Origin of the sequence: uncultured Dokdonia sp. (assembly GCF_947492815.1) — a bacterium.
GTDB lineage: Bacteria > Bacteroidota > Bacteroidia > Flavobacteriales > Flavobacteriaceae > Dokdonia.
Window position 1 is genome coordinate 1 of the sequence record NZ_CANLOB010000006.1, and the last position, 16,104, is coordinate 16,104.

The following is a 16,104-nucleotide window of genomic DNA, read 5'->3' on the forward strand; positions in this document are numbered from 1 at the left end:
TCCAGAAATATAACTCCCATACAGATCATTAAATCGCATTCCATTTGATAATGGGTACTTACTTAATTTCTTATATTTAGGAAGACGAGACGGAAAGTTTTCTGTTTTTTGTCCTAAAATCTACAAAAAACAGAAAACAACCACCCATTTTACTTCCTACGACAATCCAGAAATATAACTCCCATACAGATCATTAAATCGCATTCCATTTGATAATGGGTACTTACTTAATTTCTTATATTCTACAAGTGCCCAGAGAACGAATTCTTTTACAAAATAAGAATCGGCGGTTTCTATAGTAGGTTGGTGTTTTTTTAGTAAAGCTGTCAATGGTGTGATACTATCCAGTTTTTCTTTATACGCTGCATCAGAAAGATCATCCTCTAGGACAAACCCACTTTGCTCAAAGAACCAAGACAATACTTCACCATACGGATCTTCATCTGTTTCTTTTGTTAGTTTTTCGATCTTTGGAAAGTAATCATCAAAGAGTGATTTTGTAGCCTCTCCAATTAAAGTTTTAGCCACAAAAGCTGCTCCCTCCTGCTCTCCTTCATACACTAACTCTACCTTTCCAGTAATCGCAGGTACAATCCCCATCAAATCACCAAAACGAATAGACGTTTGTGTCTCTCCGCTTATTAACATACGACGCTCTGCCGTACTCATTAAGTTCTCAAAAGCTGTGATACTCATACGTGCACTAATCCCACTCTTCTCATCAATAAACTCACTCTCACGTGCAACGAAACTAATTTCTTCCAATAAATCTCTCACCAAATCCGGCACATGTACCTTATCCTTCTGGCGCTCATCAAGACGCGCTTCCTGTTCTGTAATAGCTCTAGCGGTGGCCACATCTTCTGGATAATGCGTTAATATTTGCGAACCAATACGATCTTTCAGTGGCGTTACAATACTCCCACGATTCGTATAATCTTCAGGATTGGCGGTAAAAACAAATTGCATATCCAATGGCAAACGCAGTTTAAAACCACGAATCTGAATATCTCCTTCCTGTAAGATATTAAATAAGGCTACCTGAATACGCGCCTGCAAATCTGGCAACTCATTAATCACAAAAATACTACGATTTGCACGTGGAATCATCCCATAATGAATCACGCGATCATCCGCATAGCTTAATTTTAAATTAGCGGCCTTAATCGGATCTACATCTCCTACAATATCTGCTACCGTTACATCGGGAGTCGCTAGTTTCTCAGCAAATCGTTCCGAACGATGTATCCATTCTATAGGCGTTTCATCACCTTTTTCAGCAATCAATTCTGTCGCATAACGAGAAATCGGTTGCAACGGATCATCATTAATTTCTGATCCCGCTACAATGGGCATCCATTCATCTAATAGATTTACCATCTGTCTCGCCAGACGTGTTTTTGCTTGTCCGCGAAGTCCAAGTAAATTGATATTATGACGTGATAAAATCGCACGCTCTAGTTCTGGAATCACCGTATTTTCATATCCGTGTATTCCTGTAAATGTAGGCGCTCCCTTTTGCAATTTTTCAATTAAATGTTCGCGAAGCTCCTCTTTAATACTTCGTGATTCCCAGTTGGATGCCTTTAATGCTCCTAATGTTTTGATGTCTTTCATATATTTTTAAAAAGAGAAAAGAGTATAGAAAATAGAATATAGACCTAACTATACTCACTTTTTCACTTCTTTTCAAATGTTTTATTCTCTAGTTGGTCATTTCGGTACTATTTTCTTTCTGCCTTTCGGCGAAATCAAATCACTCAATGACCTATGTTTCTCTTACTATCCAACGTCCTGATTCCAGAAGCGAAGCGATCCTAACCCCATTTTCGCGACAGCGAAAACCAAAAATCTATGTTCTATATTCTTTTATCTTTATTCTTATTTAATACGTTTCTTCCGATTCGTTTCATAATCCTGAAAAATCATCTCTCCTAATCCCTTAAGTCCTGTATAAAAAGCTTTCCCTTGATTGGCTTCCGTAAAGGCATCTACAAATTGTTGCAAATACGGATCACTCGCAATCATAAAGGTGGTAATAGGAATATGTAATTTTCGCGCTTGACGCGCTTTTGCATAACATTTCCCTACAATATGCTGATCTAAACCATTTGGGTTTTTATAATACCGCCCATCTTTAAGACGTAAACAACTTGGTTTCCCATCCGTAATCATAAAGATTTGTTTGTTGGTATTACGCTGTCTGCGTAAAATATCCATAGCCAATTCTAAACCAGCCACTGTATTGGTATGATAAGGACCGACTTGTAAATACGGTAAATCCTTAATTTTAATAGGCCAGGCATCATTTCCAAATACAATAATATCTAAGGTATCTTTTGGATAACGTGTTGTAATGAGTTGTGCCAATGCCATCGCTACTTTCTTAGCTGGTGTAATTCGATCTTCCCCATACAAAATCATACTATGCGAAATATCAATCATCAACACGGTACTCATCTGCGCTTTGAAATGCGTTTCTTCCACCACGAGATCACTTTCGCGTAAGTTAAAATCTCCGACTCCATTATTTATTTGAGCATTCCGCAAACTTTCTGTCATAGAGATACGTTCTAGCGGATCGCCAAAACGGTACCCACGATAATCACCCGTATGCTCATCGCCTCGTCCACTCATTTTAGAACGGTGATTTCCTTGCGCGCTTTTCTTTAGTTTTCCAAAAATCTGATCTAATGATCGTTGTCGAATTGCACGTTCTGTCTTTTCTGTAATAGCACCACCTTTGGTACCATCAGGACGTACTTCTTCTCGGATATACCCTTTATCTTTTAATTCCTGTACAAAATCATCTAAGGTATACGCATCATTGGTCAAATTGTATTCTTGATCCAATTGCTTTAACCAATCCATCGCTTCATCAAAATCTCCTGATGTATGCGTGATAAGTTCTTGGAAAATATCAAGCAGTTTATCAAATAACGACTGACTCTCTGCTTCGTAGGGTTTAAAGACAAACCCTTTTCGTCTTTGTTCTTTTTTCATGCACTATAAAAATACGATAATTGTGGCAAATTACGCTTTCGCGAAAGCGGACTTAACATCGCTTTATGAGTAAAATAATATTTTGTATAAACTAAAAAACAATGAAACCGAATACCTTTTCCCCGTCCTAAAGGGTGAAGTATTCTAAAAATCTACTTATGTAAAGAATTTTTGTTCCCTTCAGGGCGAGGAAAACAAAAATTACGCTTTCGCAAAAGCAGACTTAACATCGCTTTATGGTTCCTAGGGTATGTCTGTATAATATGATAAAAATTACAAAAAATGCCTCCAAAGAGGCATTTATCAAAACTATATCAAAAGTACTTATGACTTTGGCATTAGCACACTTTCGATGGCATGTATGACTCCGTTTGAAGCATCTACATCTGTCATAATAATTACTGACGTACCACCTTTTGCATCTTTGATGACGACATTATTGCCGTTCATTTTTAACGTTATTTTCTCTCCTTTTACTGTATTTACGGAAAATTTTCCGCCATTATCTTTAATTGCTTTTACAACATCTCCAGCTTTATATTCTCCAGCAACTACATGATACATTAAAATATCTGTTAATGCATCTTTGTTTTCTGGTTTAAGCAATGTTGCTACTGTTCCATCAGGTAATTTGTCAAAAGCTGCATTGGTAGGCGCAAATACGGTAAACTGATTTTTTCCTGATAATACATCTACGAGTCCCGCTGCTTTTACTGCTGCTACTAGTGTAGAAAAATTTTCGTTACCCGCTGCAATCTCAACAATGTTTTTATCTTGACGGATAGTTCCTTCTTTTTCTGTAAAGGATAAAAAACTCATAGAGACACATACTAAAACTACTACTAATTTTTTCATAACGATTGGTTTTTAAATTCTGTTTAAAGATATAATCAAAATGATAAACAAAATATTAAAAGTTCGTTAATTTCTTAATTCCCCATTTGGGATACGTCAAAAATATAAGGAAGCTTATTAAAAATTTCAAGCTGAATTCCCTTTTCTCCACCCCTTCTTTTACCACAAAACAAACGCTCTTTCCTTCAGCTAGGGAAGGTAGATATATCGAGGCACGAGATATAGACGGAAGGGAGAGAAAAGTTACCTATAAATATCTTTCCCCCAGCAAAAGACTAGAGTGAGCTATTCTAAAACTGAACTCAAATATCTGTTTTTGCTACTATCAATGTTTGAAAATATGTTAATTACGCTTTCGCGAAAGCGAACTTAACAACCCTTTAAGATTTTGAACTTTCACATTTCCTTAACTTAGTCCGTTCAATAAAAAATTGATATGCTTTTACTACCAAAACCAAGTAGTATTTAGAAACTCTAAAAGCATACATTGCTACAAATTAAAATAACCAAATGAAACACTTTTTCTCACTCCTTTTCTTGTGCCTTTGTACTATTGCGAGCGCACAAAAATTAGACATGTCTGTACTTCAAGACATGGAACCTCGTAATATTGGACCTGGCGGTATGTCTGGTCGTGTAACGGCTATAGACGTCGTAAACGACAATCCAGATGTGATGTATGTAGGTACCGCTTCTGGAGGACTCTGGAAATCTACCTCTGGAGGGATTAAGTGGGACCCTGTTTTTGATAATGAATTAACAGCTTCTATTGGAGCCGTTGCCATCCAACAATCTAATCCAAGTGTGATTTGGGTAGGAACGGGAGAAGGAAATCCTCGTAACTCTTTAAATGGAGGATATGGGGTGTATAAATCCTTAGACGGCGGAAAGACATGGCAATCTATGGGGCTTGAAAAAACAAGACATATCCATCGTGTGATTATAGATCCTACCAATCCTGATGTAGTCTATGTAGGGGCTATCGGATCACCATGGGGCGTACATCCAGAACGTGGTGTTTTTAAAACTACCGACGGTGGAAAGACATGGAACAAAATCCTTTTTGCTAATAATAAAACAGGCGTTGCCGATATGGTGATGGACCCAACTAATCCTAATAAACTTATCGTTGCCATGTGGGAACACAAACGTGATCCTTGGTTTTTTAAATCAGGTGGTGAAGGTTCTGGATTACATATGACACATGATGGCGGAAAGACTTGGAAAAAGCTATCAGATAAAGATGGACTTCCAAAAGGAGAGTTAGGACGTATTGGTATTTCTATTGCACCTAATAAACCTAATGTGGTATATGCACTGATTGAAGCAAAAAAGAATGCATTATATCGCTCTGAAGATGGAGGTTTTAACTGGAAAAAAGTAAATGATAAAAGTGATATTGGAAATAGACCTTTTTACTATTCTGATATTCATGTAGATCCGGATAATGAAAATAGAATCTTTTCTGTATTTACCTATGTAAATGTATCTGAAGATGGCGGAAAGAATTTCTCTCAACTCATGGGAGCCTATGGTGTAGATAATGGAGTTCACCCAGATCACCACGCATGGTGGATTCATCCAGATAACGGTCAGTTTATGATTGATGGAAATGATGGAGGAATGAATATCACTAAGGATGGCGGAAAGACGTGGCGTTTTATTGGTAATTTGCCAGTAGCACAGTTTTACCATATTAGTGTAGATAATGAGTTTCCATATAATGTATATGGAGGAATGCAAGATAACGGAAGTTGGAGAGGTCCTGCGTATGTTTGGAAAGCACAAGGAATTCGTAATAGCTACTGGCAAGAGATTTCGTTTGGTGATGGATTTGATGTAGTACCAGATAAAGATGATAGCCGTTACGGTTGGAGTATGAGTCAGCAAGGATTTGTAAGTCGTTATGATTGGAAAACTGGAAATAACTATGGAGTAAAACCTACCCATCCAGATCCAGATGTATTTTTACGTTTTAACTGGAACTCGGCTATTAATATTGACCCATTTGATAATAGTACCATATACTTTGGAAGTCAGTTTGTACATAAGTCGACAGATAAAGGATTGACATGGAAGGTGATTTCGCCAGACTTAACAACCAACGACCCTGAAAAACAAAAGCAATCGGAATCTGGAGGATTATCTATGGATGCAACAGGAGCCGAAAATCACACCACTATTCTAGTCATTGAGCCATCACCTTTAGAGCGCAATATGTTCTGGGTAGGAACCGATGATGGTCGTGTACACTATACCACCGATGGTGGAAATAACTACACAGAAGTTACCAAAAACATTAAAGGATTACCTGAGGGTAGCTGGATTGTACAAATCAAAGCGAGTAATAAAAAGCAAGGAGAAGCCTTATTGGTAGCAAATGATTACCGTCGTTTCAATTATACACCGTATGCGTATCGTACACGTAACTACGGAAAAACTTGGGAGCGTATTGTAGATAGTAATGATGTACAGAGTTACACCCTTTCTATTATTGAAGATATTGAAGAGCCTAACTTGATGTTTTTAGGTACCGATGATGGGCTTTATATCTCATTAGATGCTGGGTCAAGCTGGGAAAAATGGACTAAAGGATTCCCTACTACTTCGGTAAAAGATTTAGTGATTCAGCCGAGAGAGCATGACTTAGTGATTGGAACCTTCGGTCGCGCGGCATGGGTACTAGATGATATCAGACCACTACGTGCTATTGCAAAGGACAAAAGTACGCTTTCGCGAAAGCTACAACTCTTTGATCCTCCTACAGCATACCAAGCAGCCTACCAACAACCTACAGGAAGTCGCTTTGGTGGTGATGCCCTTTACAATGCAGAAAATAGAGATCGTGGTGCACATATTTCTTATTATGTAACCAAAGTTGAAAAAGAAGCGTCTAAGAAGAAAGACGAAGATGAAGAGGATGAAACTTCTGACGATTCGGAAGTTAAAAAGGTTACTTGGGATTCTATCCATTTAAAAATATATGACGGCGATAGACAAATACGCCACTTAAAATGGAAGACACCAGATAGTACTGGGATTCATAAAACAAGATGGTTTATGAATGAAGCTGGTGGTGATAGACCATCACGTACTATTCGCAAGCGTAAAAATGAACCAGGAGGTGTTTCTGTAAAGCCAGGTACCTATCGTTTAGAAATGACTTACGGAGATCAGACAAGTACCTCATCTATTACGGTGGAGTCTGATCCTAGATTGGATGTACCTCAAAAAGCAATTAATGATGAGTATACCTCTGGAAAGACATTAGAAGGACTCACGCAAACAGCTGCTGATGCTGTAAAACAATTGGTTGAAAGTAAAACTATTGCGCAAGATTATAAGAAAATGCTGAAAAAGCTTGATAAAGACGATGCGCATAAAGAAGATCTGAAAGAGATTGGAAAAATGGTAAAACGTATAGATGAAGTCATTGCGTTATACTTAGGTAAAGAAGATAAACGTCAAGGAATTACACGTAATCCTGAAATGACAGTAATGCGTCGTATTGGTTTGGCTCGTGGTTATGCTGGTAGTCGTCCTAACGGACTCACAGCTACTGAAAACTTGTTGATCCAACAAGCAAAAGATCAGTTGCAAGAAGCATTAGAAACTACAAACACTTTCTTTACAGATGAGTGGACACCGTTCCAAACAAAATTAGAAGGACTGGATGTAACCCCTTTTAAAGAAATAAAGAGCTTTAAAATGGATTAAGAATATATACAGCCCCTCTCAAAAAAGAGGGGCTTTTTTAAACAACTAACAATCTAATCATATGAAAAAAGCAGTTTACCTTATCGTGTGCTTTACTTTAATTCTTTTCTCCTGTAAAGAACAAGTAAAAGAAAAATCACAAGAAGAACGTACCGTTGCACAATACTCTATTGAGCAATTTATGGATAATGAAAGTGCTGGGGCCAATGGCTTTTCTGCCAATAAATCCAAAGTATTAATTACCAGTAATCGCTCTGGTATTAATAATATCTACAGTACTCCTGTTAAAGGTGGTGAGCTTACGCCTATCACCCAAAGTGATAGTAGTTCTATATATGGAATCTCTTACTTCCCTAAAGACGACCGTATCTTATTTAGCATGGATGGGAATGGAGATGAAATTTTTAAAATCTTTATGAAAGATGAAAATGGTATCAAAGCCTTAACCCCTTTAGAAGGTGTTCGTACAAATTTTAGAGGGTGGGCAAAAAATGGAAAAAGTTTCTTTTATGGAAGTAATGAACGTGATCCACAATTCTTAGATCATTATGAAATGAATATTGAAGATTTTTCTTCTAAAATGATCTACAAAGTAGAAAGCGCTCGTGATTTTAATGCTATGAGCGACGATGGTAAATACATTACACTCTCTGAGGCCATCAATACCAATGATAGTGACTTGTATATTGTTAATACAGAAACCAACGAACAAAAGAAAGTGAATGCAACACAAAGTGGTAATGGGCATTTAGACTTTTCTCCAGATGGAAAAACATTGTATTTTTCTACAGATGCTGGAGCAGAAAATTCCTATGTAGCTAGTTATGATATTGCTACAGGAACGGTAGAGCGCGTCACAAATAATGAATGGCCGGTATTTAGTTATTACTTTACTCATAATGGAAAATACAATGTTTTCTTTACCAATGAAGATGCTAAGACCGTGATGAAAGTAACAGAAGCTGCTACTGGAAAAACCATTGAATTCCCAGAAATAGATGGGCAGTCTGTAACCAGTGCTAGTTTTTCAAGAGATGAATCTATGGCTTTACTACGAGTAGGAAACTCTGCAAAACCTACCAATATGTATGCCTATGATATGAGTACCAAGGCATATTATCAATTAACAGATGTACTCAATAAAGAAATCAATGCTGATGATCTTGTAGAAGGAAAAGTCGTTCGCTTTAATTCTTTTGATGGTGTCGAAGTACCTGCCATTTATTACCAACCGAAACAAGCAAATGCAAATAATAAAGTTCCAGCTATCGTTATGGTACACGGAGGTCCTGGAGGACAATCCAGACTCAATTTTAGTTCGCGTACACAATTCTTAGTAAATCATGGATATGCGGTACTAGCTGTTAATAATAGAGGAAGTAGCGGATACGGAAAAACGTTCTATATGATGGACAACCAAAACCACGGAGATAAAGACCTTAAAGACTGTATCGCTGGGAAAGATTGGCTAGCAGAACAAGATGTCATTGATGCCGATAAAATTGGCATTATGGGTGGATCTTATGGTGGTTTTATGACTATGGCAGCGCTTACATCTGCTCCAGAAGAATTTAAAGTAGGAGTAAATTACTTTGGTGTGACCAATTGGATGCGAACGCTTAAAAGTATACCACCATGGTGGGCTTCTTTTAAAGATGCTTTGTATGAAGAGATGGGAGATCCACATACAGAAGATTCTATTCGTTTAAAGCAAATCTCTCCACTATTCCACACTGACAAAGTAACTAAACCTTTATTAGTCTTACAAGGTGCTCAAGATCCTAGAGTACTTCAAGTAGAAAGTGATGAGATTGTAGCAGGTGTTCGTAAAAATGGAGTTCCAGTAGAATATGTGCTTTTTGAAGACGAAGGACATGGATTTGTTAAAAAGGAAAACCAAATAGAAGCTACAAAAAAAGTAATCGAATTTTTAGATCAATACCTAAAAGGCGATACAAGTAAGCTAGAAAAAACCGATCTTTAGTACTTTAATTCATTCAAAAAAACGACAATACATTATTAATTCTATGAAAAAAATATTTTTAGCGCTCGTACTCGTACTTATAACTACAAGCACCTATGCTCAAAACAATGGAGAAGATGATTTAGGAGCTTGGTATATGCTATTTACCAACAATAGAGTATCTGAAAAATTAAGTATCCATGCAGAAGTACAATATCGTAACTACGAGTTTGCAGATAATTTTAATCAATTGTTATTACGTACGGCGTTAAATTACCATATTTCTGATAAAGCTATGGCCTCTTTTGGCTATGGCTTTATTAGTACCGATCCTACATTTCCTGAACCAGATGGTGAAGAAAACATCTCAGAGCACCGTATCTATCAACAGTTTGTACTTCGTAACTCGGTGGGGAAATTAAAGTTTTCACATCGTTATCGTTTAGAACAGCGTTTTATAGATAATCCCCTTTCGGGAAATGATACGCAGCATCGTGCCCGTTATTTTTTAAGGCTTACATATCCTCTTAGTGACAAATGGTTCTTAACAGCGTATGACGAAGTGTTTATTAATTTACAGAATGAATTCTTTGGTCAAAACCGTTTATATGGTGCATTAGGATATAATATTTCTAAAAATCTAAGTACGCAAGTAGGCTACTTAAAAAATGATTTTAGAGTAGATACTTTTGATCGTTTTCAAATTGCTTTCTTTCTAAAAACAGACTTGAGAAAGAAGAAGAAAGAGGATTCGTAAATAGTAGCATCTAAAAAAAATAGATTGTATTTTTAAAATCACTTAATAAAATTTATTAAGTGATTTTATTTTTACTCCTTTTATAAAATGGATATTTTTCAAAAATATGGCTTGAGCTTAAACAATGATTACATTAGAAAGTATAGGTCTAGTAAACCTTGGTATGAAATTATAGCTTTTGCCTTGGAAGATTTTAGGGGTGATTATAAAGAGCTTCTTCATAATGCTTTATTATATAAAAAAATTATATATGAAAATCCAATGGAAAATAATCAAAAAGGGATGATCTCTGATGAAGAATATTATAAATATTGGGGGCTTATAAATGAAATAGAAGGTTATGGCTTTAATCATTTTTGGATAGATCTGTATAAAGATAAAGCCATTATTTCAGATCAATTTGATCCAAATTATAATAATGGATTAGAAATTCCTATTGATGATTGGATAGATATTCTAAAAGAATGTATGAAATGATTCGATCAGATACTACTTTAAACCAAATCGTTACATTTCTTGAATCCATTGATATCCTAGTACTAGAAAAAGAGTTGCCAGATGAAACCTTTCTTCCTGGATTACATCTATATGGAAATACCATTCAAGTAGATTTCAAAAAATTAAAATACCCTGGAGACTTATTACATGAAGCTGGTCATATAGCAACTACTGAAAAAGAACTAAGACCTCTAATAGGCACTAAAGAAATGGACCCAGCTTGGCCTTCAGATGGTGATGAGATTGCAACAATACTATGGTCATATGCTGCAGCAACTCATCTAAGCATTGATCTTACCATTCTATTTCATGCAGGAGGCTATAAAAATGATTCAGAATGGCTTATTGAGCAATTCACCAATAAGAATTATGTTGGATTACCATTACTTGAATGGATGGAGTTATGCGATAGTAAAGAATTTCCTATAATGAATAAATGGTTGCGATAAAATGGTATACAGCGTTTTTAGATGTAGCTATACATAAATTTCATTCTCTAGATAAAAAAGAGTATATTTTATCATAGAAAAATAAAAGATAACAATCATTAGTTATAGTATCTATAAGTGCTAGCAAAAAATGAAAGTATTAACAAAAGGACAATATTACGGTGATCAAAATTTAGAGGTGTCCTTTAATGGAATTCTGTTATCACGCTATATCTATACAGGTGCTAAAACGGATTGGCATTATCATGAAAATCCTTATTTCATGTATGTATTACAAGGCAATATGATGGATTGTAATACGAGAGCCAAAACACTTTGTCCTTCTGGAAGTTTAATGTTTAATAACTGGCAAGAATCTCATTATGGAAGTATGCATTCTGATACTGCAAGTGGATTTCATTTAGAGTTTGAAAGAACATGGTTTGAAAAGAATGGCATCGATTTGCAGATATTAGAAGGGAGTCAGCTTATTGAGAATCCACAATTACATCTTCTTTTTGCAAAACTATATAGAGAACTACTACTCTCAGACACCTATAGTAAAGTGTCTGTTGAATTTTTACTGCTTCAAATATCGGAAGCCTTAAGCAATATCAAAACGACACATATTCAAAAACCACCTATCTGGATAGAAGACTTAAAAGAATTGTTACACTACGATACAGCAGAACTAAGTCTGAAATATTTATCCGATCAATTACAGATACATCCTGTACATATTTCAAGAGCAGCTCCCAAACACCTTTCTATGAGTCTTGGGGAATATATACGGCAACAAAAACTTAAAAAAGCGATTCCGCTTTTGTTTGACAACTCTAAGTCATTAACAGAAATTACGTACCAAGCAGGTTTTTCAGATCAAAGTCATTTTAATCGGGTATTTAAATCTCATTTTGATATGAACCCCAGTTCGTATAGAAAAATACTAAAGAAATAGACGTAATGTTAATTTCATACAATTTCTGAATACCAGTATGCTGTAAGTTTGTAACTTAAACTTATAAAACAATGCTTAAACACATAACAATTCTAATAATACTATCGGTATCTATACTCACCAGTTGCGCTCAAAATGTTCAACAAAATTATGAGGGTGAATGGATAGGCTTTTTACCAAATAAAAATAGTTTCAATTTTCAGGTATCACTAGAGAGATTAGAAAACGACAACTATCATTTAATGATCATTAATGATGAAACACTTATTGATGAACCTATTGTTTCCTCTATCGAGGATGGCGTACAATTTACTTTGAACAACAGCTTGTTTTTCAATCTAAATTATAGTCAAGATACACAAACACTGACGGGTTTTATTAAAGGAGGAAAGCTTTTATACCATGTGAGTTTACAAAATAAAGGAAGTAACAAATTTGTCGGAGCATGGAATCCGTTTATGCAAGATAATGGCTTGCAATCTGATGATGTGATGCTGTATGTAGAATCCATGCAAGATGAAACACTCGTTGCTTTTCCTTTTTTCGGAGATCAACGATTTAGAGGCATGTGGACGCAAGACTTTACACAGAAAGGAAACATCCTTGAATTCACAGATGGGATGACCGGATTCAATTTTCGCGCCAAGCTATTAAAAACAACTATTGAATTAGAGATGTTTATGGCAGATGTCTTTATTACAAAAACCAGTTTAACCCACACCAATGATGGTTGGGAATATCATTCAGATTACGTACACCAACTACAAAACACAAATACACCTGCACAATTAAACGATGGTTGGGAAACAACCAATATCGATGCGTTTGGGATCAACAAAAGTGACCTAACACGATTAATAACTGATGTTGAAACTCAAAAATTAGTCAATACACATAGTATCCTTATCGCTAAGGAAAATAAACTCGTATTTGAAACCTATTTTGATGGATTTAACTCCCATATCCCTCATGACCTGAGATCGGCATCTAAAAGTATTTCTTCAGCTATTATTGGGATTGCGATTGATGACAACATCATAGAAAATGTTGATGAAAAATTATATGACTTTATCCCTAAACAATATCAATACACAAAAGACGCTCAAAAAGCAGCTATCAAACTCAAAGATTTGTTAACGATGAGTTCGGGATTGGATGTGAATAATCAAGCATCAGAAAACAATTATCAAGATCTGCGTTTCTCTAATAATTGGTTAAAGACCGTATTAGAAGCACCTATGGTCAAAGAACCAGGCGCCTATGCAGATTATGGATCTGCCAATCCATTCTTGCTAGGCGTTTATTTAAATGAACGTTTAGACATGCCTCTTGAAACCTATATGGACGAGAAGTTATTTACACCTTTAGGCATCACCAATTATATCAATCAGACAGATGATTCTGAGGTGACACCCTATTTTGGTGGCGGTATGTTGTTAACACCACGAGACCTCCTCAAATTTGGACAACTCTACCAAAATAAAGGGAAATGGAAAGGGCAACAGATTATCTCTAAAAAATGGGTGGAAGCCTCTTTTGGAAAATACGTACGATTACAAGACTACAATGATAAAAACTTGTATGGATATCTATGGTGGCATGACACCTATGAAGTCAATGGAAAATCCTATGAAGCAATTGAAGCTAGAGGTGCTGGCGGGCAATTTATTTTTATTCTTCCTGCACTAGAATCTGTGGTAGTGATCACTTCAGGGAATTTCAGAAACCGTAAAGGCAATCAACCCAGAGAGATTTTAAAGGACTATATTATTCCCGCATTGGTAAATTAGAAATTAGCGCGTATTATTATTTAGTGTAAACTCATACAATACTGGAGAAAAAGAAATGAAACCTTATAACTTAATTATTAAACAAAACTAAACAACACATACATACGTTATGTATTACATCAATCAATCTTAAAACTCATGCGCCTATTCCTTCGTTATTTTTTATGCTCGTTATGTATTCCATTTATGGCTTACGCTCAACAAGTAAATCCTGCCCTCACCTATTTGGGACAAAAACCACCAACAGTACAACCTGAGGTATTTGCTCCTGAAATCATTTCAAAAAAAGGCGAGTATGAGTTTGGATCTGTTTTTAATAGAGATGCTACACAGTTTTTTTACGGAGTACAGCTAGAAGGACGAACCGTTATACGCTATTCAGAACTTAAAGGAAACACATGGACAACACCTATAACCATTTTATCAAACCCAAAATATGGATTTAATGATCCTTTTTTATCTCCAGATGAACAACGATTATATTTTATTTCTCAAAAAGCACTAGACAGTTCAGGAGTCAAACAAGATCATGATATCTGGTATGTGCAACGTAACGGCAATAGTTGGTCAGAACCCATCAATGCTGGGCCGAATATCAACTCACCTTCTGAAGAATATTATATCTCCTTTACAAAGGAGGGTTCCATGTATTTTTCATCCAATAAAAACCAGAATCACTTTGATATTTATACTTCCGAATATACGAATGGTAAATTCCAAGAAGCGATAAAATTAGGACCATCCATTAATACCACTAGCTATGAAGCTGATGTCTTTGTGGATCCTAATGAGAAGTATGTGATTTTCTGCGCCACACGCTCTGAAGGATTAGGAAGAGGTGATCTCTACATTAGTTTCAAAAACCCAAATGGATCATGGACAAAATCTGTCAATATGGGAACCACCATTAATACTGAAGGTCACGAACTCTGTCCTTTTGTTTCTAGCGATGGAAAGTATTTCTTTTACACAAGTAACCAAGATATTTATTGGGTAAGCGCAAAAGTGATTGAGGAGTTACGACCTCGTAAGTAATCTTTTTTCCGCTTTCGCGAAAGCGTATACAAGAAACATAGGAGTCAGAACAAAACAATAAAACAAAAAGGCTCCTCCTCTCAATGCTTCTATTGTCTTTGTTATAACTCAATGATAAAAGAGTAAAAAAGGCTCAAAATTCATACATAAATTAAGTCTCATCAGGTCAATTATTGATTCATTTTCTAGTACTTTAGATATATGATTACAAAAAAGATTAAAGACCAATTACGATTTTGTTTAGAAAAGGGAAAGAAGATTTCATTTCTGGTAGGTGCAGGAATCTCAGCAGAAAGTGGAATCCCTACATTTCGTGGCGAGGGTGGTTATTGGGTTGTGGGCTCTAAAAATTACAAAGCACAAGAAATAGGAACAAAAAAATTCTTTGATGTAGCATCCCATGAAGTTCTTAAGTTCTACTTATACCGTAAATCTGTAACCGAGTATGCACAACCTAATGAGAGTCATTTTATGCTTAGAGAGATTGAATCTTTGATAGAAGATAATTTTGCGTTGATTTCTCAAAATGTAGATAGTTTACACAAAAAAGCGGGTAGTTCTGAAGATAAGACCTACCTCATTCATGGAGATCATGACTTCTTAAGATGTGGCGATGATTGTTCAACAGAGTTATATCCTTTTCCTAAAGATATACAATTGAAAAGCAGAGGAAAAGATCAACTCACAGAAGATGAAATTAAAATCTTAAAATGTCCAAAATGTGGTGAAGATCTAAGACCACACGTATTATGGTTTGATGAATATTACAATGAAAAATTCTTCAAAAAAGACACTGTACTTCGAATTTCAAAACAAACAGGTATCTTATTTATTTTAGGAACTTCTGGTGAGACAACCTTACCACAGATAATTGCTAAGAATGTACTTTCAAAAAATGGTACTGTCATAGAAGTTAATATTGATGACAGTTATTTCTCTGATTTACTGAAAAATAAAAAAAACGGTATGAGTATAAGGTCCAAAAGCAGTCCTTTTTTACTAGAATTAAAAACTGAAATTGAAAAACTTGTAATAACACTATAACGGTTCATTACTCACATCACTATATATACACATCCTAAATAGGAAAAAGCTACATT

At 35.7% G+C, this 16,104-nt stretch carries 12 protein-coding genes; 9 read left to right on the forward strand and 3 right to left on the reverse strand.

Features of this window, described 5'->3' with window-relative positions; translation table 11 throughout:
• Positions 1-156: 156 nt before the first annotated feature.
• From Q1A01_RS07730 to Q1A01_RS07740, 3 genes are all read right to left on the reverse strand, one after another.
• The gene (locus Q1A01_RS07730) at positions 157-1,617 is read right to left on the reverse strand and encodes a magnesium chelatase (protein ID WP_299678450.1); all 1,461 of its coding nucleotides are present in this window, start codon (positions 1,615-1,617) and stop codon (positions 157-159) included.
• A gap of 264 nt (positions 1,618-1,881) precedes the next feature.
• Complete coding sequence (locus Q1A01_RS07735) at positions 1,882-3,003, reverse strand: VWA domain-containing protein (RefSeq protein ID WP_299678453.1); 1,122 nt, start codon at positions 3,001-3,003, stop codon at positions 1,882-1,884.
• A gap of 324 nt (positions 3,004-3,327) precedes the next feature.
• Positions 3,328-3,858, reverse strand: a complete 531-nt coding sequence (locus Q1A01_RS07740) for a fasciclin domain-containing protein (RefSeq protein ID WP_299678456.1) — start codon at positions 3,856-3,858, stop codon at positions 3,328-3,330.
• A 576-nt stretch (positions 3,859-4,434) separates the two neighbouring features.
• Between Q1A01_RS07740 and Q1A01_RS07745 the strand changes: the two genes are divergently transcribed.
• The 9 genes from Q1A01_RS07745 (at position 4,435) to Q1A01_RS07785 (ending at position 16,048) form a co-directional block, all read left to right on the forward strand.
• Positions 4,435-7,575: a hypothetical protein gene (locus tag Q1A01_RS07745; RefSeq protein ID WP_299678459.1), complete on the forward strand. Its 3,141-nt coding sequence runs from the start codon at positions 4,435-4,437 to the stop codon at positions 7,573-7,575.
• A gap of 61 nt (positions 7,576-7,636) precedes the next feature.
• Positions 7,637-9,559, forward strand: coding sequence for a S9 family peptidase (locus Q1A01_RS07750; protein ID WP_299678462.1), 1,923 nt, complete (start codon positions 7,637-7,639; stop codon positions 9,557-9,559).
• Positions 9,560-9,602: 43 nt separating this feature from the next.
• Positions 9,603-10,295, forward strand: coding sequence for a DUF2490 domain-containing protein (locus Q1A01_RS07755; RefSeq protein WP_299678465.1), 693 nt, complete (start codon positions 9,603-9,605; stop codon positions 10,293-10,295).
• A gap of 111 nt (positions 10,296-10,406) precedes the next feature.
• Positions 10,407-10,772: a hypothetical protein gene (locus Q1A01_RS07760; protein WP_299678467.1), complete on the forward strand. Its 366-nt coding sequence runs from the start codon at positions 10,407-10,409 to the stop codon at positions 10,770-10,772.
• Positions 10,769-11,242, forward strand: a complete 474-nt coding sequence (locus Q1A01_RS07765; RefSeq protein WP_299678470.1) for a hypothetical protein — start codon at positions 10,769-10,771, stop codon at positions 11,240-11,242. Before Q1A01_RS07760 ends, Q1A01_RS07765 begins: the two co-directional genes overlap by 4 nt.
• Before the next feature lie 130 nt (positions 11,243-11,372).
• A complete protein-coding gene (locus Q1A01_RS07770; RefSeq protein ID WP_299678473.1) occupies positions 11,373-12,179 on the forward strand; it encodes a helix-turn-helix transcriptional regulator in 807 nt (268 codons plus the stop codon).
• 71 nt (positions 12,180-12,250) lie between these two features.
• Positions 12,251-13,969, forward strand: a complete 1,719-nt coding sequence (locus Q1A01_RS07775) for a serine hydrolase (RefSeq protein WP_299678476.1) — start codon at positions 12,251-12,253, stop codon at positions 13,967-13,969.
• Positions 13,970-14,155: 186 nt separating this feature from the next.
• Positions 14,156-15,004 carry a hypothetical protein gene (locus Q1A01_RS07780; RefSeq protein WP_299678479.1) on the forward strand — a complete coding sequence of 283 codons (849 nt, stop codon included), beginning with the start codon at positions 14,156-14,158 and terminating at the stop codon, positions 15,002-15,004.
• 201 nt (positions 15,005-15,205) lie between these two features.
• Entirely contained in the window at positions 15,206-16,048 is an 843-nt protein-coding gene (locus Q1A01_RS07785) for a Sir2 family NAD-dependent protein deacetylase (protein ID WP_299678482.1), read from the forward strand.
• Positions 16,049-16,104 lie beyond the last annotated feature (56 nt).